This window comes from Streptosporangium sp. NPDC048886 (assembly GCF_055586905.1).
Genome location: NZ_JBVJHH010000010.1, coordinates 243,033 through 263,601, shown reverse-complemented (window position 1 = coordinate 263,601; position 20,569 = coordinate 243,033). Strand labels below are relative to the sequence as shown.

The following is a 20,569-nucleotide window of genomic DNA, read 5'->3' as shown; positions in this document are numbered from 1 at the left end:
TGGCCGCCACGCGCCCACGCCCCGGCCGCGGCGTCAGTGCGCCAGGGCGTCGGGCTCCTCGGCGGGCTCCGGGGCCCGCAGGTTCCGCACCCCCGGCGAGAGCAGCGCGGCGAGGGAGGCCAGGACGACGACCGCGGCGCACCCCAGCAGTGCCGGCTCCGGGCCGATCAGGATCGCCAGCGGCCCGGCCACCAGCAGGCCGATCGGGCCGAACATCAGGGACCCGAGGGCGTCGTAGGAGCTGACCCGGGACAGGGACTCGGGCGGGATCTCCCGCTGCATCGTGGTGTTCCACAGCACGCCGAACAGGTCGAAGCAGACGCCCATCACGACCGCTCCGATGACGATCGTCCACAGCGGGGCGTCCAGGCCGAGCAGCAGGTAGGGCAGCGCCGTGGGCACGGTCATGCAGGTGCCGACCAGGATGGGACGGCGGGGCCGCAGCCGGAGCGCGAGGAAGACGCCGCCGATCATGCCGACCGCCTCGCCGGCCAGGACCGCCGACCAGGCCGCCGCCCCGCCCAGGTGCTCCTTGGCCACCAGCGGGCCGAGCACCCCGTGCGCGGCCTGCACGGCCATCACCAGCACCGAGAACTGCGCGACCACCACCCACAGCCACTGCCGGGAGATGAACTCGCGCCAGCCGCCGCGCAGGTCGGCCAGGACCGAGTGCCGCTCGGCCGCGGAACGCTCCGCGGGGGTGAGGCGCAGCGCCGCGATGAGCACGGCCGCCACGGCGAACATGGCGCCGCTGACGACCAGGGCCCAGCCGCCGCCGAGCAGGACCACCGTGGCCCCGCTCAGGACGAGCCCGGCGACACGCGAGATGTTGGCGCCCAGCCCCATCAGGGCGTTGGCGGTCTGCAGCCGGTCGGCGGGGACGACGTCGGGGATGATGCCGGTCAGCGCGGGGAAGAGGATCGCGATCGCGACGCCGCTGACCGCCGCCGCCGTCACCAGGGCGGGCAGCGGGGTCCACCCGGTGAGCAGCATCACGGCCAGGCAGGAGAACGCCGCCGCGTTGAGCGCCTCACCGGCCATCATCACCCGGTGCCGGGGCAGCCGGTCGGCGATCACACCGCCCACGAGCATGAACGCCACCATCGGCAGCGACTCGGCGGCGAGGACCACCGACAGCGTCGTCGCCGTCGCCCCCGGCAGCGCGAGGACGCCGAAGGCGAGGGCCACGGGTGCGAACGAGCTGCCCAGCACCGAGATGGTCCGGGCGGTGAGCAGCAGGGCGAAGCGCCGATCCCGGAGCATCTCGAGATCGTGACGGTAGCTGTGCACCCGGCCGGCTCCTTCATGAAAGCGCAAAGGACTTCCATCCTGTCGTCTCCCGGCCGCGATGTCGCTTGGATATCCGGATAGGCCCCCGCCCGCTGGAGACGGACGGCGGAGCCGTGCGCAGATCCGGGCCGGTCAGGTGACCGGGATGATCACGGCCTCGGCGAGGAAACCGTCCTCGACGCGGAGCAGCCCCAGGGTGCCGTGGGGCTGGCGGCGCCGGTCGGTCGGCGACCCGGGGTTGAAGATGCGCAGTCCGGCGTCGCTCTCGTCCAGCGGGATGTGGGAGTGGCCGAAGACCACCAGGTCGGCCGAGGGGAACCGGCGGCGCATCCGGGCGAGCCGTCCCCGTGCCGCGCCGCTGTCGTGGATCATCGCCACCCGCAGCCCGCCGAGGTCGAGTTCGAGCGTCTCGGGAGCCGCCATGTCGGGTCCGTCATTGTTGCCCTTGACGACGTGGACCGGCGCGTAGGCGGCGAGCTCGTCGAGCACGTCGGCGGTGCAGACGTCACCGGCGTGCAGGATCAGGTCGGCGCCGCGGAGATGCTCGGCCACCTTCGGCGGGCAGGACTTCCAGCGCCGCGGCGCGTGGGTGTCGGCCAGGACCACCACTTTCACTGTGCCATTGTCCCGCCTTGCTCCACGGCCCGTCGCCCGGCGGCCCGTGCTCCACGGCCCGTCGCCCGCACCCGGCGGCCCGCATGTCCACTACGGCCCGCATCACAGAAGGCTCTCATATCCGCCGTGCCCGGAAGGGCGCCCATCGCGACAGCGGTGGCTCCAAGCTGCCCTTGATCATGCCGGTCGTGCCGGGACGGCCTCCTCGATGTTCTACTATTGTGGATCGTAGGTTGCCGCGTCACAGCGGCCGGACCCCGCGCGCACGGAGGCGAGGATGGACGGCTCGGTCCGGAGGCGCCCGTCGTGGCGGTCCCACCGGCTGCTGCTCCTCGCACTCGTCCTGGGTGTCGCCGGGATGCACACCCTCGGCCATCTGGAGCACGGCGGCCCGCCGGTCACGGCTGGACACGGCGAGGTCATGGACCGGCGGGATCCCGCGCCGCTTTCCCCGCCCCCATCGGCGTCAGAGCCCGCGCCCGCTCTCATGTCCTCGCCCCCGACGACGGAGGCGGCGGGCGGGCGACGGGTGTCCGGCACGGGCGACGATCTTCCCGGGCCCGACCCGTCCTCGGTCTGCCTGGCCGTACTGACCGCGCTCATCGTCGTGTCCCTCGGCGCGGCGCGGGCGCGACGGCGGGCCTCGCAGGCCGCGGCCACCGCGCGCCCGTCGTCACCGCCTGTCGCGAGGCCGCCGCCCGACAGGACGGCACTGCGCCTGGCACGTCTCTCGGTCCTGCGCGTATAGGCCGATCGCTTCGGCGGGCGGTCCCCGAGACCCGCCCGCGCACGGTCGCCAGGCAGGTAACACAGAACCGGAAGAGATCAGCACATGACGTTCACCGACCGATCCACCGACCGACCCGCCGTCCGCAGGCTCGCGCTCACCGCCGCCGGAGCCGGCGTGCTCGTGCTGCTGGCCGCCTGCGGCGGGGGAGCCTCGTCCACGGCGGCGGGCACCGGCGCGCCCAGCGGCGCTCCGGCCGCCGCCGCGAGCCCACGTCCGTCGACCCCCTTCAACGAGGCCGACGCCACCTTCGCGCAGATGATGATCCCGCATCACGAGCAGGCGGTGGAGATGGCCGAGCTCGCCGAGAAGCGGGCCACCGACCCCGAGGTCAAGGCACTCGCCGCGGAGATCAAGGCCGCCCAGGATCCGGAGATCGCCACCATGGCCGGCTGGCTGTCGGCCTGGGGCAGGCCCGCCACCCCGGCGGGCGGCCACGGCGGGCATGACATGCCCGGCATGGTGACCGCGGAGGACATGGCCGAGCTCCAGAAGGCGGAGGGGGCGGTGTTCGACCGGATGTTCGCCGAACTGATGATCGCCCACCACAAGGGGGCGATCGAGATGGCCCGGACCGAGCAGGCCCAGGGGGCCGCCTCCGAGGCCAAGGCGCTCGCCGGGGAGATCGTGACCGCACAGGAGGCCGAGATCGGGCAGCTGCAGAAAATCCTCGACAGACTCTGATCGGGCCTTGTGCCAGGCCGGTGCCCGGGTGCGCGCGCCCGGGCACCGGTGCCCCTCGGCGGTACCAGCCGGCCGGCGAGGCGTCTCACCGGCCGTGTCCCGGCCCCCTCTCCTGCCTCACCCGTCCCGCCGCGCGGCCCACCCCATTGCCATATACCCCTATGGGGTATACTTTGGACACATCAGCACCGGCTGACGGATAGGGAGATCACGATGTCCGGACCGACGCAGCACATGGACCACGGCGGCCACGGAGAGCACCACGGGCATGACCAGCACGGACATGCCCAGCACGGGCACGCGGATCCCTCTCACGCGGGCCACTCCGGGAAGGTGACGTGGCGGATGGCCGCGTCGGCGACCCTGCACTGCCTCACCGGATGTGCCATCGGCGAGGTGCTCGGCATGGTGATCGGCACGGCCCTGGGCTGGTCCAACACGCCGACCATCGTCCTGGCCGTCGTCCTGGCCTTCTTCTTCGGTTACGCGCTCACCATCGTGGGACTGCGCAAGTCCGGTCTCGGCTGGCGCGAGCTCGTACGGCTGGCCCTCGCCGCCGACACCGTGTCCATCATCGTCATGGAGATCGTCGACAACGGAGTGATGATGGTGGTGCCCGGCGCCATGGACGCCGGTCTCGCCTCGGCCCTGTTCTGGGGCGCTCTCGCGTTCTCCCTGCTGGTGGCCTTCCTCGTCACCACCCCGATCAACAAGTGGATCATCGGCAAGGGCAAGGGGCACGCGGTGGTCCACGCCTACCACCACTGACGTCCCCCGGGCCGCCGCGCACGGCCTACCGAGGGTCGGCGGCCGGCGGGCGTGAGGCCACGCCGAGGATGAAGAAGGAGACCGGGGTGCGGACCCCGGGGAGCAGGAAGCGCTCCAGCCGCTCCATGGTGAACCCGGCGCGCTCGATCGCCGCGGCACTGTCACGGCCGGTGTGACAGCCGCCGGCCAGGCGCGGCCACAGGGTGGCGTCCAGCAGCCGCTGCACCCGGACCAGGCCGGCCGAGTCGGCCCGGACGTGCTCCAGGAAGCGCAGTTGGCCGCCGGGCTTGAGCACCCGGCGCATCTCCCGCAACGCCGAATCGGGATCCGGCACCGAGCAGAGCACCATCGACACCACCGCGGCGTCGAAGGTCCGGTCTCCGCCCGGAAGGCGGTCGGCGAGGCCGCCGACCACCTCGACCGGGACCGGGGCCGCGCGGGCGGCCGCCCGCGCGAGCCTGCGCAGCCGCGGTTCGGGCTCCACCGCGAGTACCCGGGCGACGGTGGGCGGGTAGTGGGCGAAGGTCAGCCCGTTCCCGGCGCCCACCTCGATCACCTGGCCCGACAGCCCGGCCAGCAACCTCTGCCGGCGGGCGGCCAGGCCGTGGCGCTCCACCACCGGGCTGACGCGGGCGTAGCACCGGGCGAAGATCGGGTGGTTGACCTGGGCCTCCGGCATGGCGTCCTCCCCCCTCGTCACCAGTTCACCAGCTGACCGGCGGCCGGACCAGGCCGGCGGGCCGGGACCGGCCCCGCGCCACCCGGGCCCCGGGGCGCCCCGCCGTACGGATACGGAGTGGAGGGGTGCTCAGCGGAAGTCGGCGGCGTGGTCGGCCGCCCACTGGTGGAAGGTGCGGGCGGGGACCCCGGTCAGCTCCTCGACCGTGTGGGTGACCGGCTCCGGCTCGGTCACGATCCGCGCCCAGTGGTCGAGCGCGCCGTCGACGAACGTGGCCTCGCCCCAGGCGGCGAGCAGTTGCTCGCGCGCGACCTCCCTGGGCAGCTCCTCGTAGCGTGCCGGGCGGCCGGCCGCCTCCCCGATGATGCGGACCTGCTCGGCCTGGGTCACCACCGACGGCCCGGTGAGGTCGTAGATCTTCCCGGCGTGCCCGTCGCCGGTCAGCACGACCGCGGCGACCGCGGCGATGTCCCGCTCGTGGATGAGCGACCGCCCGGCCCGCGCGTACGGCCAGCGCACGACGCCCTCGCGGATCTGCCCGGCCCACATCAGCGTGTTGACGGCGAACCCGCCGGGCCGCAGGAAGGTCCATTCCAGCCCGGACTCCCTGATCAGCTCCTCCAGCCTCCCGTGGAAGGTGCTCTCCGGGTTCATCGTCGACAGGTATACGACGCGGCGCGCGTGCTTGGCGATCAGCTCCACGACCGGCGCGGCCTGCTCGGCGGCGAACCCGGGCCAGAGCAGGAACACCGACTCGACCCCGTCCAGGGCCGCCTCCACCGTCTCCGGCCGGGTCAGGTCGCCGCGCACCGCCTCGACGCCCTCCGGCAGCCGGGCGGCGCCGGGGTCGCGGACCAGCGCGCGCACCTCGGCGCCGGACTCCAGCAGCTGGGACACGACGTTGCGGCCGACGTTACCGGTCGCTCCGATAACCAGAATCATGGTCTCCTCCTTGGTCGCCCCCCATCCTGAAACTTGAAGCGGACTTCAAGTCAACCCCGGCCAGGAGACCCGCCCGCGGCCGCCGGACGGATCCCGCCTGCGGCGTGCCGTAGGGATCGCGTCAAAACTCAACCGCACGGCGTATGAAAGCCGTCAAGAACGGCAAAGTCCCACAAATAGCCCGGTTTGCTCTCTATGCGGCCACTTGGCCGTGAAGCAACGTCCGGACTTGAGGAGTGGGGATGGCTGACGTCATCTTCGTCGCCCTGACGATCGCGATCTTCGTGATCTTCGGGCTTGTCGTGAAGGCGGTGGAGCGCCTGTGAGCGCGATCAACGCCACCGGTCTCGCAGTGGCCGTCGGCCTGGTGATCTTCATGGTCGCGGCCCTGCTCTTCCCGGAGCGTTTCTAGATGAGCACCACAGCAGCCGGGATCATCTTCGTCGCATCCCTCGTCATCGCGCTGGCCCTGGTGCACAGGCCCCTCGGCGACCACATGTACCGGACTTACACGAGCACCGGGCACACCGTGGTGGAGCGCTCCATCTACCGCCTGCTCGGCGTCCGGGCCGACGTCGAGCAGCGGTGGGGCGTCTACGCGCGCAACGTGCTGGCCTTCTCGGTCATCTCGGTCCTGTCGGTGTACGGGATGCAGCGCCTGCAGGACAGGCTCTTCCTGAGCCTCGGTTTCGGACCGGTCCCCGACCACATCGCGTGGAACACCGCGATCAGCTTCGTCACCAACACCAACTGGCAGGCCTATTCCGGCGAGAGCACCATGGGCCACCTGGTCCAGATGGCGGCGCTGGCCGTACAGAACTTCGTGTCCGCGGCGGTCGGCATGGCCGTGGCGATCGCGCTGGTGCGCGGGTTCGCCCGCAGGGGCTCCGACACCATCGGCAACTTCTGGGTGGACCTGGTGCGCGGCACCGTCCGCGTCCTGCTGCCGATCGCGTTCGTCGGCGCGCTGCTGCTGGTCGCCGGCGGTCTGGTGCAGAACTTCGCGGGCCCGCACGGGATCACCACGCTCACCGGCGGCGCGCAGAACATGACCGGCGGTCCGGTGGCCAGCCAGGAGGTCATCAAGGAGCTGGGCACCAACGGCGGCGGCTTCTACAACACCAACTCGGCCCACCCGTTCGAGAACGCCACGGCGTGGACCAACTGGTTCGAGATCTTCCTGATCCTCGTCATCCCCTTCAGCCTGACCCGCACCTTCGGCAGGATGGTCGGCCAGGTCCGCCAGGGCTACGCGATCCTCGCCGTGATGGCCACGATCGCCCTCGTCAGCGTCACGCTCACCAACGTCTTCGAGCTGCAGGGCGCGGCCACCGTCCCGCAGGCGGTCGGCGCGGCCATGGAGGGCAAGGAGGTGCGCTTCGGCGTCGCCGGCTCCGCGACCTTCGCCGCCTCGACCACGCTCACCAGCACCGGCGCCGTGAACTCCTTCCACGACTCCTACACCCCGTTCGGCGGCATGATGACGCTGTTCAACATGATGCTGGGCGAGGTCGCCCCCGGCGGTGTCGGCTCCGGCCTGTACGGCATGCTCGTCCTGGCCACGATCACCGTGTTCGTCGCCGGACTCATGGTGGGCCGGACCCCGGAGTATCTCGGCAAGCGGATCGGCGCCCGCGAGATCAAGCTGGCCTCGCTGTACTTCCTGGTCACCCCCGTCCTGGTGCTGGTCGGCACGGCCGTCGCGATGGGCAACGAGGCGGGCCTGGCGGCCATGCTGAACAGCGGGCCGCACGGTTTCTCCGAGATCCTCTACGCCTTCACCAGCGCTTCCAACAACAACGGCTCGGCCTTCGGCGGCGTCACCGTCAACACCCCGTGGTACGACGTGGCACTCGGCCTGTGCATGGCGTTCGGCCGGTTCCTGCCGATCGTCTTCGTACTCGCCCTCGCCGGCTCGCTGGCCGGGCAGACGCCCGTGCCCGAGTCGGCGGGCACGCTGCCGACGCACCGGCCGCAGTTCGTCGGCATGGTCGTCGGCGTGACGATCATCCTCGTCGCCCTGACCTTCCTCCCGGCGCTGGCGCTGGGGCCGCTCGCAGAAGGACTCCTGTAATGACGACCCGTCCGGTCGAAGCGCCGGAGAAGGCTCCGGCACCCAAGAAGAACGGCAGGGTCGGCGGCGGTCTGCTCGACCCGGGGCAGCTCGTCAGGTCGCTGCCCGACGCGCTGGTCAAGCTGAACCCGGTCACACTCTGGCGTAACCCGGTCATGCTGATCGTGGAGATCGGCGCGCTGTTCACCACCGTGCTCGCGGTCCTCAGGCCGTCTTTCTTCGCCTGGGCCATCGTGGTGTGGCTCTGGCTGACGGTGATCTTCGCCAACCTGGCCGAGGCCGTGGCCGAGGGCCGGGGCAAGGCGCAGGCGGCGACGCTGCGCGCCGCCAAGCGCGACACCACCGCCCGCCGCCTCAAGAACCGGGACGACCACTCCCGATGGGATGTCGTCGGGGCGCCCGAGCTGAGGCAGGGCGACCATGTGATCGTCGAGGCCGGAGAGACCATTCCGGGTGACGGCGACGTCGTCGAGGGCATCGCGAGCGTCGACGAATCGGCCATCACGGGCGAGTCGGCACCGGTGATCCGCGAGTCGGGCGGTGACCGGTCCGCGGTGACCGGCGGCACCAAGGTGCTGTCCGACAGGATCATCGTGCGGATCACCCAGAAGCCCGGCGAGAGCTTCATCGACCGGATGATCGCCCTGGTCGAGGGCGCCGACCGGCAGAAGACGCCGAACGAGATCGCGCTGAACATCCTGCTGGCCGCGCTGACGGTCATCTTCCTGGTCGCCACCGTCACCATGCAGCCGTTCGCGATCTACGCCAAGGCGGCGAACCCGGGTGTGCCCGACTCGCTCGCGCTCACCGGAGACGGCGTCACGGGCATCGTGCTGGCCTCCCTGCTGGTCTGCCTCATCCCGACCACGATCGGCGCGCTGCTGTCGGCGATCGGCATCGCGGGCATGGACCGCCTGGTGCAGCGCAACGTGCTGGCGATGAGCGGACGCGCCGTCGAGGCCGCGGGTGACGTCAGCACGCTGCTGCTGGACAAGACCGGCACGATCACCCTGGGGAACCGGCAGGCGTCGGAGTTCGTCCCGGTGGCCGGTGTCCCCGAGATGGAACTGGCGCGGGCGGCGCAGCTGTCCAGCCTGGCCGACGAGACGCCGGAGGGCCGCTCGATCGTGGTCTACGCCAAGCAGGCGTACGGCCTGCGGGAGCGGGAGCCCGGCGAGCTGGCCCAGGCCGAGTGGATCGCCTTCACCGCGCAGACCCGCATGTCGGGGGTGAACCTGGATGGCCGCGAGGTCCGCAAGGGCGCCGCGACCGCGGTGATGAAGTGGGTGCGCGACCACGGCGGCCATCCGACCGACGAGGTGGGCCACCTGGTGGACGGGATCTCCGGCTCCGGCGGCACCCCGCTGGTGGTGGCGGAGAAGGGGCGCGTGCTCGGCGTCGTCCACCTCAAGGACGTCGTCAAGGAGGGCATGCGCGAGCGGTTCGACGAGATGCGCCGGATGGGCATCCGCACCGTCATGATCACTGGGGACAACCCGCTGACCGCCAAGGCCATCGCGGACGAGGCCGGGGTGGACGACTTCCTCGCCGAGGCCACGCCCGAGGACAAGCTCGCCCTGATCAGGAAGGAGCAGCAGGGCGGCCGGCTGGTCGCCATGACCGGTGACGGCACCAACGACGCGCCCGCGCTCGCGCAGTCGGACGTCGGGGTGGCGATGAACACCGGCACGTCGGCCGCCAAGGAGGCCGGCAACATGGTCGACCTCGACTCCAACCCGACCAAGCTCATCGAGATCGTCGAGATCGGCAAGCAACTGCTGATCACCCGGGGCGCGCTGACGACCTTCTCGATCGCCAACGACATCGCCAAGTACTTCGCGATCATTCCCGCGATGTTCGCCGCGGTCTACCCGGGGCTGGACGCGCTGAACGTCATGCGCCTGACCAGCCCGCAGTCGGCGATCCTGTCCGCGGTCATCTTCAACGCGATCATCATCGTGGCGCTGATCCCGCTGGCCCTGCGCGGCGTGCGCTACCGGCCGTCGAGCGCGTCGAAGCTGCTCAGCCGCAATCTCTACGTCTACGGTCTGGGCGGCGTCGTCGCGCCCTTCGTCGGCATCAAGATCATCGACCTCATCGTCCAGTTCCTTCCGGGGATGTCGTAATGGAACGTCTGCCAGGCTGGATCCGCCGGCACCTCGCCGCCCTCCGCGCGGTCATCGTGCTGACCCTGCTCCTCGGCGGGGCCTACCCGCTGCTGGTGACCGGGGTCGCCCAGACCGTCCTCAACGGCAACGCCAACGGCTCGCTGATCGAGCGCGACGGCAGGACCGTGGGCAGCGCCATCGTCGGCCAGAGCTTCACCGACGAGAACGGCGACCCCGTCGAGAAATACTTCCAGAGCCGGCCGTCGGCGGCCGGCGACGGCTACGACATGCTGTCCACCGCCGCGAGCAACCTCGGCCCCGAGGACGTGCTCGACGTCCTGCCGGTGCCGGGCGCCAAGGACGCTGCGGGCCACCCCGACGAGGGTCGGCGGAGCCTGCTCACCCAGGTCTGCGCCCGGTCCAGGGCGGTCGGCGAACTGGAGGGCGTCTCCGGGGCCCGGCCGTACTGCACCCCCGACGGCGTGGGCGCGGTGCTGAAGGTCTTCCCCGCCGTCGGCGCGGTCACCCGGGCGGTCAGCGTCAACCAGGCATGCCCCGCCCGGCCCTTCGTCGCCCGCTACCAGGGCGTCAGGGTCGAGTGCGGCAGGCCCGGCGAGGACTACGCGGCCGGCCGTACCGTCCCCGTCCGCGGCGACGTCAGGGCGGTGGTGCCCGCCGACGCGGTCACCGCCGGCGGCTCCGGTCTCGACCCGCACATCTCGGTCGCCTACGCCGAGCTGCAGGCTCCTCGTGTGGCCAGGGAGCGCGGGATCGCCGTGGAGCGGGTGAGGCGGCTCGTCGAGGAGCACACCACCGGCCGGGCGCTCGGCTTCATGGGCGAGCCGGCGGTCAACGTGCTCCAGCTCAACCTGGCCCTCGACAAGGGGTGACACGGTGCCACGCGGGCGGCTGGGGGTCTCCCCGGGCGCGGTCCCCGGGGTGGGCAAGACCTTCGCGATGCTCGGCGAGAGCCGCCGGGGACGGCGCATGGCAACGTCCACGCCCCGCAGTCCCTGACACCGCCGCCCGTGGTGTCCGGCTCGATCCGCCCGGGACCGGGTATGTTCCTCCAACCTGACCGAGGCCCAGGAGCAGCGGATCGGACCGGTCACCGGCGTCGGCGGCGGGCTGCCCGCCACGTCGCCGCCGGTGACCGTCGACGGCGGGGCGGCTGCTGCGGCTGGGCCGTACCGACCGGAAGGAAGCTCCCATGGCGGAGGGATGTCCCACCACGGCCCGGAAGGAACCGCCGCGTCCCGGCTGCCGCCACGGATCGCCGGAGGGCCGCCGCGAGCCGGTCCCCTGCCATGGTGACCTGGGATGAGCGCCCCCTCCGGGGCCGCCGTCCCCGCGACTGGGGACGGCGGCCGATCGCGTCCCGGGCACGGGTGGCGCGTCGTCGCCGCGCTGGCGGTGACCCAGACCGCCGGCTACGGCGTGCTCTACTACGCCTTCTCGGTCTTCATCACCCCGATGGGCCGCGACCTGCGCGCCGGGACCGCCTCCGTCGCCGGGGCGCTCACCACGGCGGTGCTGGTCTCGGGCCTGGCCGCCCCGCTGGTCGGCCGGTGGCTGGACGGCCACGGCGGCCGCGGCCTCATGACGGCCGGATCGGCGCTCGGCGCGCTGGCGGTGCTGGGCTGGTCGCAGGTGACCACCCTTCTCCAGCTCTATCTGGTCTTCACTGTCATCGGGATCGCCTCCGCGGCGGTGCTGTACGAGGCGGCCTTCGCGGTGATCGTGGCCTGCTCCGACGCCAGGCGGCGCTCGAACGCGCTGCTGGCGCTGACCATCGTCGCGGGTTTCGCCTCCACGATCTTCCTGCCGCTCACCGGCCTGCTGGTCCAGCGCTACGGCTGGCGCACCGCCCTGGTGATCCTCGCCCTCGGCTACGCGCTGCTCGCGGTGCCACTGCACGCCCTGGTGCCGCGCAGCCGTACCGCCACCGAGGCGGAGCCCGCGGGCGCCGGGACGGAGCCCGCGGGCGCCGGGACGGAGCCCGCGGGCGCCCGTCGGCAGGCGGCCGTCCGGAGTGCCCTGGGCGAGCGGCCGTTCTGGCTGCTGGTCGCGGCCTTCCTCGCGCACACCGGAGCCGTCGCCGTGCTGGGGGTGCTGCTGGTGACCTATCTGACCGTTCTCGGTCACCCGCCGGTCTTCGCCGCGAGCGTGGCCGGGCTGCTGGGGGTGCTGTCGGTCACCGGGCGCCTGGTCAGCACCGGCCTGCAGAGCCGCTGGCCGGTCTCGCTGGTCACCGCGGCGATCTTCGTCCTGCAGGGCGCGGCCGCGGCGCTCCTGCCGCTGGTCGGGCGCAGCGTGCCCGGGGCGGTCACCGCGGTGGTCCTGTTCGGTCTCGGGTTCGGCGTGGCGACCATCGCCCGTCCCGCGCTGCTGGCCGACCGGTACGGCACCGCCGCCTACGCGAGCGTCAGCGGTGCTCTGGCCCTGCCCGTCACCGTGGCCAAAGCCGTCGCCCCGCTGACCGCCGCGGTGATGGCGCAGATCGTCGGCTACGCCGCGGTGATGGGCGTCGTGGCCGCCGCCTGCGTTCTCGGCGCGTTCGCCCTGTCCGCCTACCACCGCATGTCGTTCAGATCCTCAACCGATCAGAGGTTTCCCTCCTGACCGCCGGCCGGTCAGGCGGCGCCGGGTCGCGGCCGGCCCGCTACCCCGGTATCCGGGCACGCAGGGCCTGGATGAACCAGTCGAGCGCCGGTGTCAGGCTCTCCGGGGCGGGCCAGCCGTTGACCACTGCGAGCAGCCGGAGGTACAGCTCCCGGCGAGGGTCGTTCGCGCTCTCCAGCCGGGCCAGCAGCCGGCGCCGGAGGTCGGCGTCGTCAGGGCGGCCGAAGACGTGCGCGTATTGAGCCGTGACCGCCGCGACCACCGGATCGGCCTGGGGCGAGGCCGGGTCGATGCCGGCCGCCAGGGCCGGGCCGACCTGGTCACGGACCATCGCGGCGGAGTCGCGGCGCAGGACCGTGGTGTCGCCCTGGGCGCGCTCGGCCGCGTGGTGCTCGACCATGCGGCGCACACCGGCGCGGAAATCCGGGTCCTGGGACAGTTCGGCCAGTTCCACCCACGCCTCGACCTGACCGGCCTCGGGGTCGTCGGGCAGTTCGGGGGTCATCGAGCGCCTGATCCCGGTGAACTCGGGGGCGGCGTCCAGGCCGCCGAAGGCGGTGTCGAGGAAGTCGCCGATCAGACGTCGGCGCTCGTCCTCGGAGAGCTTGGCCAGCTTGTGCATGAGATCGATCTCCTCAGAGGTGGACCCGCGCCTGGCCACCACCGTCAGCACCGCGCGCCGCAGGCGCAGCGTCCGGATCTGCACCGCCAGTGCCTCGGCGTGCGCCGCGGCGACCTCGGGAAGCGAGATCTCCCGGTCCACGACCTTCCGGATCGTGGGAAGGTCCAGGCCCAGTTCGCGCAGCGTCCGCACGAGGTCCAGGCGTGCGACGGCGTCGATGCCGTAGCGGCGGTAGCCGGCCGGGCTGCGGTCGGCCGGCGGCACGATCCCCCGGTCGGAGTAGAACCGGATGGCCTTGACCGTCAGCCCGGTCCGCCGGGCCAGGTCACCGATCGAGTAGAGCGTGTCGCCGTCCATGCCCCCACTCTCGCGTCTCCCCTTACTGGAGACTCAAGCCCGTCGGCCCACCGGAGGGGCGGGCCGCTCCGCACCTCCACATCGTCCACGGGCCTGACGGCCCCGCGAGCCTGCGCTCAGGCGCCTTCACTCACCGTGGGCGCGGCGTGGGGGCGCAGCAGGCCGTCCACGATCGCGCGCACGCCCTTGTCGTAGGTGTCGCGGGCGGTCAGCTCCTCCCAGCGCTCGCCCAGCACCGCCAGGCGCGGTAGCTCCGCGGCGTCGAGGGTGGCGAACACCTGGCTGCGGTAGGTCGGCCTGTCCTCCTCGCGCCGGCGCGCCGCGGCCGCCCGCGCCGTGATCTCGCCCGCCGTGTAGTGCCAGATGATCCGGTAGGCGTCCACGGCCGCCTCCGGGGACAGCCCGGCGTGCACGGCCGCGTCGATGATCGTTTCCGGGTACCACAGCGCGCGGACGGACATCAGGTCGTCGGCTTTCAGCACCTCGACGATCCACGGGCAGCCGACGAGCGCGCCGTGCATGGCCGTGGCGGCGGCCACGACGCGCTCGGCCGGGGAGTCACCGGGCAGCTCGGGCCTGGGCAGGCCGGCGGCGTACTCGTCGAGGAGCAGATGGAGCAGTTCGTCCTTGTCATGCACGTGGTGGTACAGGGCCATCGGCGTGGCGCCCACCTCACGGGCCAGCCGGCGCATGGTCAGGCCCTGCGTGCCCTCCGCGTCGATGATGCGGTGGGCCGCGGACACGATGTCCGCTCTGGAGATCTTGGGAGGTCGTCCCGTACGCGCCGGCATCCTGCCATGCTACTTTCTATACATGTATAAAAAGTCACCGTGGACGGCCGTCGGCGTGCTCGCCTTCGCCGTGGCCGTCGGCACCCTCCAGATGACGGCGGTCGTGCCGATGCTGCCGGTGCTGCAACGGCAGCTCCACGCGCCGCTGCCCCTCGTGTCCTGGACCCTCACCGCCGCACTGCTGTCGGGCGCCGTCGCCATCCCACTGCTGTCGCGCCTGGGCGACCTGTACGGCAGACGTCCCGTCGCGCTCGCCGCGCTCGGCCTGCTGGTGGCCGGAGCGCTGCTCAGCGCCGTCGCCACCACGCTCCCCCTGATCATCGCGGGCCGGGTGCTGCAGGGCATGGCCGCGCCCCTGCTGCCGCTGGCCATGGGCATCGCCAGGCAGGCCGTACCCCGCGACCGGCTCCCCACGGCCATCGGCGTGCTGAGCGCCATGATGGGGGTCGGCAGCGGCGGCGGCATGATCCTCGCCGGGCTGGTCGGAGGCGGCTACCAGGCGCTGTTCTGGATCCTTGCCGGGCTCGGCGCGGCGAGCTTCGCACTGGTCGCCGTCCTCGTCCGCGAGCCCGCCCACGCCACGCCCGGCGGCCGTCCCGACCTGGCGGGCGCGGCGCTCGTGGCCACCTGGCTGGTCTGCCTGCTGCTCGCCGTCAACAAGGGCGCGGCCTGGGGCTGGACCTCGCCGAACACCCTCGGACTGCTGGCGGCGGCCGTCGTGGTGGCCGTCATCTGGGTGCTGTCGGCCCGCCGTACCGCCACTCCACTGATCGAGATCCCGATGCTCCTGCACCGGGGGACGGTCGGCGCGACGGTGGCGTCGCTGCTGCTCGGGTTCGCGCTGTTCGCCGCGATCACCACGCTGTCGTCCGTGGCACAGGGATCGCTGGGCGCCTCGGTGCTCCAGGTGGGCCTGTACCTGCTGCCGACGGCCGCGCTGATGCTGGTGATCTCACTGCTGGCCGGCCGGCTGATGCGCCGGTTCACGACGTCGTCGCTGGTCGGCAGCGGGTCTTTACTGGTGGCCGCAGCCTCGCTCTGGCTGAGCGTCTCGCACGGCACCTCGTCCGACCTGTACGGCGCGGCGGCCGTACTGGGGGTGGGTGTCGGACTCGGGTACGCCGCACTCGGCACGATGGCCGTCGAACACGTCGAACCCGCCAAGACCGCGGCGGCCGGCGGCGTGAACGCGCTGGTCAGAGTTTTCGGCAGCAGCCTGGCGGGGGTGGTGACCGCAGCCGTGATCTCCAGCGCCGGGGCGGGGTGGAGCTTCGGCGCCTCGGCGGTCGCCGCCACGATCTCGGCGGCTTCCAGCTACGTACACGGCGCTCTGGCCCGGGTCCCGGACATCGCCCTGACGAAGGAGACGGCATGAGCCAGGGAGACGGCATGAACCGGGAGCACGCCACGGCCCGGGAGGACGGCGCGGTCCGGGGAGACGGCGGACGGCTCATCGCGTGGGGCGAGGAGCTGGTGAAGCTGCACGACGGCTTCCGCCGCGACCTCGCGGAACTGCGCCGTACATCCAGGTCGGCCCCCAGCCTGGGGCCGAGCCTGCGGGAGCACTGCCTGACGTTCTGCGAGGCCCTGCACGCGCACCACACCGGGGAGGACGACGTGCTCTTCCCCCACCTGGGCGGCACGCACCCCGAGCTGGCCGACGTCCTGGCACGGCTGCGCGAGGAGCACCAGACCGTGGGGCGGCTGCTGGCCAGGATCCGCGCTCTGGTGGACACCGGCGACCCGGCCATGATCGAGGCCGAGCTCGACCAGCTCACCCAGGCGGTGGAGGCCCATCTGGACTACGAGGAGGAGCAGCTCGTCCCGCTGCTCAACCAGATGACCGACGTTCCGGAAGATCTCTGATCCAGCCGCCTGCCGGCGTTCACCGCACGCCGACCGGCGCGGGCACGGCCGCGCCGGAGAAGGCGACCGGCAGGCCGGGCAGCCGCATCGCCCCGGAGCGGGAGATCGCTTGACCGCCCCCCGGGCCGTTGCCCGGGGTATGTGGAGGATCAAGGTCCGGCATCCGCGGCTGGTAGTTTGACGCCCTGAAGTCGGACAGAAGGGATGTAGCTCCGTGCTCGACGATGCCGGCCTGCAGGCGCTCCGCGAGGCGGCGCGCTTTTCTCCGGACAACCTCCCCCTGCGGCGGCATCTGGCCGACCAGCTCCTCGCCAAGGGCTACCTCGGCGAGGCGGAGGCGGAGTATCGCGCCGCGCTCATGCTGGCACCCCGGGACCCGGACATCACGACCGGACTGGCGGAGGCGTTCACCCGCCAGAGCTCGTACGGCACCGCGCTGTCGGTCCTGGAGTCACACCTGGCGACGCCCGGTTACCCGCCGCGCATGGGCGTGATCGCGGCCAGGGCGCTGCTGGGTGAGGGCGACATGGCCGGTGCCGCCTACCGCTACCACGAGGCGGTCTCCCGCGATCCCTCCGTCGCCGACCCCGACCTGGCCGCCCGGCTGGCGGCGCCGCCGCCGCAGCCCGTGGTGGCCCCGCCGAACCTCCCTCCGGAGACCAGCGCGGAGGTCGAGCGCTCCCGCTTCACCTTCGCCGACGTGGCGGGCATGGAGGCGGTCAAGGAGGCACTGCGGATCAAGCTGCTGCTGCCCGTCCAGCAGCCGGAGCTGTTCGCCGCGTTCGGCAAGCGGGCCGGCGGCGGGGTGCTGCTCTACGGCCCGCCGGGCGCGGGTAAGACCCACCTGGCCAGAGCGGCGGCCGGTGAGCTCGGCGCGGCGTTCGTCAACGTCGGGCTGGCCGACGTCCTGGACATGTACATCGGCTCCAGCGAGCGCAACCTGCGCGCGGTGTTCGAGATGGCCCGCCGCAACCGGCCGTGCGTGTTGTTCTTCGACGAGGTCGACGCGCTGGCCGCCCGCCGCTCCGACATGCGCCAGGCGCACAGCCGGCAGTTGGTCAACCAGTTCCTGGCCGAGCTCGACGGCGTGGACGACAGCGCCAACGAGGGGGTGCTGGTGCTGGCGGCCACGAACGCGCCCTGGTACGTCGACGTTGCCTTCCGCCGGCCCGGCCGCTTCGACCAGCTCGTGTTCGTGCCGCCGCCGGACGCGGCCGCGCGCGCCGCCATCCTGCGCATCCTGTGCCGCGACAAGCCGCTGGCCGAGATGGACTACGACGCGGTGGCGAAGATCACCGACCACTTCACCGGCGCCGACCTGAAGGGCCTGGTCGACCGCGCGGTGGAGACCAAGCTCCAGCAGTCGATCAGCGCCGGCCGCCCTATCCCGCTGTCGACGCCCGACCTGCTGGCGGTGGCTCAGCAGGTCAAGCCCACCGCGGTACGCGAGTGGCTGGCCACCGCCCGCAACTACGTGCTGCACGCCAACGAGTCCGGCGCCTGGGACGAGCTGATGCCGTGGATCAAGCGCAAGTGGTGACAGTCCAGGCCGCGCTCGAACGCGCCCACAGCCTGCTCGGCCTGCGCCGCCCGGTGGAGGCGGCGCGGGAGCTGCGCGGCGCGATCACCGACGACCCGCAGCACCCCACCGCACACGCCCTGCTCGCCGTCGCCCTGATCGAGCAGGGCGAGGTGGCCGAGGCCGCCGCCGAGGCCGATGAGGCGGTACGGCTGGCGCCGGACTTCTGGTTCACGCACTACACGGCCGGGCAGGTGTACTACCGCGCCCACCGGCCCGACCGGGCGCTGCCGGCCATCGATGCCTCGCTGGCGCTGGCCCCCGAGCACGCCAACACCTGGGAGCTGCTGGCCCGGGTGCGCGTGCAGAGCGAGCAGTGGGCCGAGGCCGCGCAGGCGGCACGTCAGGGGCTGCGCCTCGATCCGCAGGACTCCGACCTGGCGAGCCTCCTGGCGCTGGCCCTGGTCATGCTCGGCGACGCGGCGGAGGCCAGGCCGGCCGCGGCGCTGGCCGTACGCCTGGACCCGGAGAGCGCCACCGCGCACCTGGTGTACGGCCGCGCGGAGCTGGCCTTCGGCGACCCCAGGCCGGCGGCGGAGGCCTTCCGCGAAGTGCTGCGGCTCGACCCCTCCTTCGACCACGCCAGGGACCTGCTCGTCCTGGCGCTCAAACGCCGCAACCCCCTCTACCGCATGCTGACCCGCCTGCGCGGCAGGTTCCGCGGCGGCCGGCGCATGGCGCTGCTGCTGCCCATGGCGCCGCCGCTCATCGCGGTGTTCGTCCTCATCGCGGTGCTGCACTGGGCGGCGTGGGTCGCCGAGTCGTGGGCGACGCTGCGCCTGCACCGCGGCCGGGCCACCCGGCTGCTGCTGGAGGGCGCGCAGGCGCGCGTGGCGGTGCTCTGCTGCGTGCTGCCGGTGGCGGGCGCGCTGCTGCTGGCGTCAGGCGCGGCGTCCGGGCTGGAGGCGGTGGGCACGGCCGGCGCCGCGGTGATGGCGCTGGTCACCCCCGTCCAGGAGGCGGCGCACACCGGCTCCCGGCGCGGACGGTCCGCGCTGTACGGCTGGGCGGCCCTGCTGACCCTCGCCATCGTCACGTCGCTGGTCATGGCGGCGTTGCCGGCCACCGCCGGGACGGGGGTCACCGTCGCGCTGCTGAGTGCCTACGCCGCGCTGGCCACGATCTGGGTGGCGACCGCCGTCCGCCGCGCGACGGGGTGAGACACGCCCGACCGTGCCGGAGCGGCGGACCGGGCGGTGCGAGCGCCCTCAGCCCCGGTGGCGGCGTCCGCGCTGAGCGATGCCCCGGCGCCGTGCGGCGGTCATCAAAGGACGGCACGGAGGAGGCGACTGAACGGGGGCCGGCGGCCGGCGCCGTGGCGACCCCGGCCACAGGACGGCGACGGTGACGACCGCGGAGACCGTCAGCAGAACGCCCAGCAGCGTTTCGAGAAGCAGCGTGACCGACATGGAGCCCTCCTTCGGCCTTGCCACGCACAGGTGGCCACGAGGACGAAGGTCTCCCCACACCCCACGTCTGACGAGGGGCCACCCCGCCGGGCCCGCCTGTGCTCAGGGGCCGTGATGACGGTCGGGGTGTCGGGCGGCGGGTACTCCCCTCCGCGTTGATTCCACTATCGGCGCAGGTCGGGTCCTGGTCAAATGTCGACCGCCGGTCGGAGGGGGGAGACGATACGCCCCGGGTTGACCTACCCTGGGATGGCGAGGGGAGTACTTCCCAAGCGTCGACCCGGTCAGTACGGACGCTCACAGCGTCCCCGGGCGGCCGCCCATCCGGTATGGGTGAAGGAGACCTCGAACGGCCAAGCGCGTTCGAGGAGGTTCCATGTTCATCGAGGCAGGTATGCCGACGGCTGATATCGAAACGATCGGTTCGCTGAAACTGTGGACGATCACGGTCGCCGCCCTGGTAGTGCTGCTGGCCCTGGACTTCCTGCTGACCCGGCGCCCGCACGAGGTGCGGATGCGCGAGGCGGTGATCTGGTCGGTCTTCTACCTCACGCTTCCTGTGCTCTTCGGCGTCTATGTCTGGACGGCGTTCGGATCCACCCAGGCGGTGGAGTTCTTCACCGGCTACGTGGTGGAGAAATCGCTGTCGGTGGACAACCTGTTCGTGTTCATGCTGTTGCTGTCGGCCTTCGCGGTCCCGGCCGCGCTGGCCCAACGGGTCCTGCTGTACGGCATCATCGGGGCACTGGTCCTGCGCGCGATCTTCATCGCGCTCGGGGCGGCCGTTCTGCAGAGCGGCACATGGGCGTTCCTGCTGTTCGGCGGCGTGTTGATCGTCACCGCCGGGAAGATCCTCAAGGACGCGCTGAGCGGCGAGGAGCAGGCGGTCGACATCTCCTCCATGCGCACGGTCCGGCTGTTGCGGCGCTTCATGCCGGTCACCGACGACTACCGCGGCTCCCGCCTGGTGGTCCGCGAGGGCGGCCGCCGCGCCCTCACCCCGCTGGCGCTGGCCATCGTGGCCGTCTTCGCCACCGACATCGTCTTCGCCGTCGACTCGGTACCGGCGGTGTACGGCGTGACCGAGGATCCCTTCCTCGTCTTCGCCACCAACGCCTTCGCCCTGCTGGGCCTGCGGGCGCTCTACTTCGTGCTCTTGGGCGTCCTGGCGAAGCTGCGGCACCTCAACCACGGGCTCGGCGTCATCCTGGCCTTCATCGGGATCAAGCTGGTCCTGCACTGGGCACACGGCCTGTGGCCGTGGGTTCCGGAGATCCCGATCCTGCTCTCGCTCGGAGTCATCATCGCGGTCCTGGTCACCGTCACGCTGACCAGCGTCTACGCCAATCACCGCGACGCGGAGCCCGTCCCGTGAC

The 20,569-nt window shown here is 72.3% G+C and carries 20 protein-coding genes; 13 read left to right on the top strand and 7 right to left on the bottom strand.

Translation table 11 applies throughout. From position 1 onward, the window contains the following. Positions 1-33 precede the first annotated feature (33 nt). Both ACZ6R6_RS15155 and ACZ6R6_RS15150 read right to left on the bottom strand, forming a co-directional pair. Positions 34-1,290 (bottom strand): MFS transporter, encoded by a 1,257-nt coding sequence (locus tag ACZ6R6_RS15155; RefSeq protein WP_470093630.1) that lies wholly within the window; start codon positions 1,288-1,290, stop codon positions 34-36. A 132-nt stretch (positions 1,291-1,422) separates the two neighbouring features. Continuing rightward, complete coding sequence (locus ACZ6R6_RS15150) at positions 1,423-1,905, bottom strand: metallophosphoesterase family protein (RefSeq protein WP_470093628.1); 483 nt, start codon at positions 1,903-1,905, stop codon at positions 1,423-1,425. Between the two features lie 277 nt (positions 1,906-2,182). On the opposite strand from ACZ6R6_RS15150, the gene ACZ6R6_RS15145 reads away from it, so the two are divergent. From ACZ6R6_RS15145 to ACZ6R6_RS15135, 3 genes are all read left to right on the top strand, one after another. After that, the gene (locus ACZ6R6_RS15145; RefSeq protein WP_470093627.1) at positions 2,183-2,653 is read left to right on the top strand and encodes a hypothetical protein; all 471 of its coding nucleotides are present in this window, start codon (positions 2,183-2,185) and stop codon (positions 2,651-2,653) included. 84 nt (positions 2,654-2,737) lie between these two features. Further along, positions 2,738-3,376, top strand: a complete 639-nt coding sequence (locus ACZ6R6_RS15140; RefSeq protein WP_470093625.1) for a DUF305 domain-containing protein — start codon at positions 2,738-2,740, stop codon at positions 3,374-3,376. Between the two features lie 213 nt (positions 3,377-3,589). Further along, positions 3,590-4,144, top strand: coding sequence for a DUF4396 domain-containing protein (locus ACZ6R6_RS15135; protein WP_470093623.1), 555 nt, complete (start codon positions 3,590-3,592; stop codon positions 4,142-4,144). A gap of 25 nt (positions 4,145-4,169) precedes the next feature. Here ACZ6R6_RS15135 and ACZ6R6_RS15130 read toward each other — a convergent pair whose 3' ends face one another. Next, positions 4,170-4,844, bottom strand: a complete 675-nt coding sequence (locus ACZ6R6_RS15130) for a class I SAM-dependent methyltransferase (protein ID WP_470093621.1) — start codon at positions 4,842-4,844, stop codon at positions 4,170-4,172. A gap of 108 nt (positions 4,845-4,952) precedes the next feature. Next, on the bottom strand, positions 4,953-5,765 hold the full coding sequence (locus tag ACZ6R6_RS15125) for an NAD(P)H-binding protein (protein ID WP_470093619.1): 813 nt from the start codon (positions 5,763-5,765) through the stop codon (positions 4,953-4,955). 322 nt (positions 5,766-6,087) lie between these two features. On the opposite strand from ACZ6R6_RS15125, the gene kdpF reads away from it, so the two are divergent. From kdpF to ACZ6R6_RS15100, 5 genes are all read left to right on the top strand, one after another. Next, positions 6,088-6,177 (top strand): K(+)-transporting ATPase subunit F, encoded by a 90-nt coding sequence (gene kdpF, locus ACZ6R6_RS15120; RefSeq protein WP_306861668.1) that lies wholly within the window; start codon positions 6,088-6,090, stop codon positions 6,175-6,177. After that, positions 6,178-7,839, top strand: coding sequence for a potassium-transporting ATPase subunit KdpA (gene kdpA / locus ACZ6R6_RS15115; RefSeq protein WP_470093616.1), 1,662 nt, complete (start codon positions 6,178-6,180; stop codon positions 7,837-7,839). Then, on the top strand, positions 7,839-9,965 hold the full coding sequence (gene kdpB, locus ACZ6R6_RS15110; RefSeq protein ID WP_470093614.1) for a potassium-transporting ATPase subunit KdpB: 2,127 nt from the start codon (positions 7,839-7,841) through the stop codon (positions 9,963-9,965). Before kdpA ends, kdpB begins: the two co-directional genes overlap by 1 nt. After that, complete coding sequence (locus tag ACZ6R6_RS15105; RefSeq protein WP_470093612.1) at positions 9,965-10,837, top strand: potassium-transporting ATPase subunit C; 873 nt, start codon at positions 9,965-9,967, stop codon at positions 10,835-10,837. The genes kdpB and ACZ6R6_RS15105 overlap by 1 nt, the downstream gene beginning before the upstream one ends. A 430-nt stretch (positions 10,838-11,267) precedes the next feature. Continuing rightward, entirely contained in the window at positions 11,268-12,569 is a 1,302-nt protein-coding gene (locus ACZ6R6_RS15100; RefSeq protein ID WP_470093609.1) for an MFS transporter, read from the top strand. A 40-nt stretch (positions 12,570-12,609) separates the two neighbouring features. On the opposite strand, the gene ACZ6R6_RS15095 is transcribed toward ACZ6R6_RS15100, so the two are convergent. Both ACZ6R6_RS15095 and ACZ6R6_RS15090 read right to left on the bottom strand, forming a co-directional pair. Further along, a complete protein-coding gene (locus tag ACZ6R6_RS15095) occupies positions 12,610-13,548 on the bottom strand; it encodes a MerR family transcriptional regulator (RefSeq protein ID WP_470093607.1) in 939 nt (312 codons plus the stop codon). Positions 13,549-13,664: 116 nt separating this feature from the next. Continuing rightward, positions 13,665-14,339: a TetR/AcrR family transcriptional regulator gene (locus ACZ6R6_RS15090; protein WP_470093605.1), complete on the bottom strand. Its 675-nt coding sequence runs from the start codon at positions 14,337-14,339 to the stop codon at positions 13,665-13,667. Between the two features lie 22 nt (positions 14,340-14,361). Between ACZ6R6_RS15090 and ACZ6R6_RS15085 the strand changes: the two genes are divergently transcribed. Continuing rightward, positions 14,362-15,714: an MFS transporter gene (locus ACZ6R6_RS15085; protein ID WP_470093603.1), complete on the top strand. Its 1,353-nt coding sequence runs from the start codon at positions 14,362-14,364 to the stop codon at positions 15,712-15,714. Beyond that, positions 15,711-16,205, top strand: coding sequence for a hemerythrin domain-containing protein (locus tag ACZ6R6_RS15080; protein WP_470093601.1), 495 nt, complete (start codon positions 15,711-15,713; stop codon positions 16,203-16,205). The genes ACZ6R6_RS15085 and ACZ6R6_RS15080 overlap by 4 nt, the downstream gene beginning before the upstream one ends. Before the next feature lie 19 nt (positions 16,206-16,224). Here the strand turns inward: ACZ6R6_RS15080 and ACZ6R6_RS15075 are convergent, their stop codons facing one another. Then, entirely contained in the window at positions 16,225-16,368 is a 144-nt protein-coding gene (locus tag ACZ6R6_RS15075; RefSeq protein ID WP_470093599.1) for a hypothetical protein, read from the bottom strand. Between the two features lie 51 nt (positions 16,369-16,419). Here ACZ6R6_RS15075 and ACZ6R6_RS15070 point away from each other — a divergent pair, with 51 nt between their 5' ends. The 3 genes from ACZ6R6_RS15070 (at position 16,420) to ACZ6R6_RS15060 (ending at position 20,568) form a co-directional block, all read left to right on the top strand. Continuing rightward, positions 16,420-17,745 (top strand): AAA family ATPase, encoded by a 1,326-nt coding sequence (locus ACZ6R6_RS15070; RefSeq protein WP_470093597.1) that lies wholly within the window; start codon positions 16,420-16,422, stop codon positions 17,743-17,745. Beyond that, entirely contained in the window at positions 17,739-18,944 is a 1,206-nt protein-coding gene (locus ACZ6R6_RS15065) for a tetratricopeptide repeat protein (protein ID WP_470093595.1), read from the top strand. Before ACZ6R6_RS15070 ends, ACZ6R6_RS15065 begins: the two co-directional genes overlap by 7 nt. Before the next feature lie 625 nt (positions 18,945-19,569). After that, complete coding sequence (locus tag ACZ6R6_RS15060) at positions 19,570-20,568, top strand: TerC/Alx family metal homeostasis membrane protein (RefSeq protein ID WP_470093593.1); 999 nt, start codon at positions 19,570-19,572, stop codon at positions 20,566-20,568. Position 20,569 lies beyond the last annotated feature (1 nt).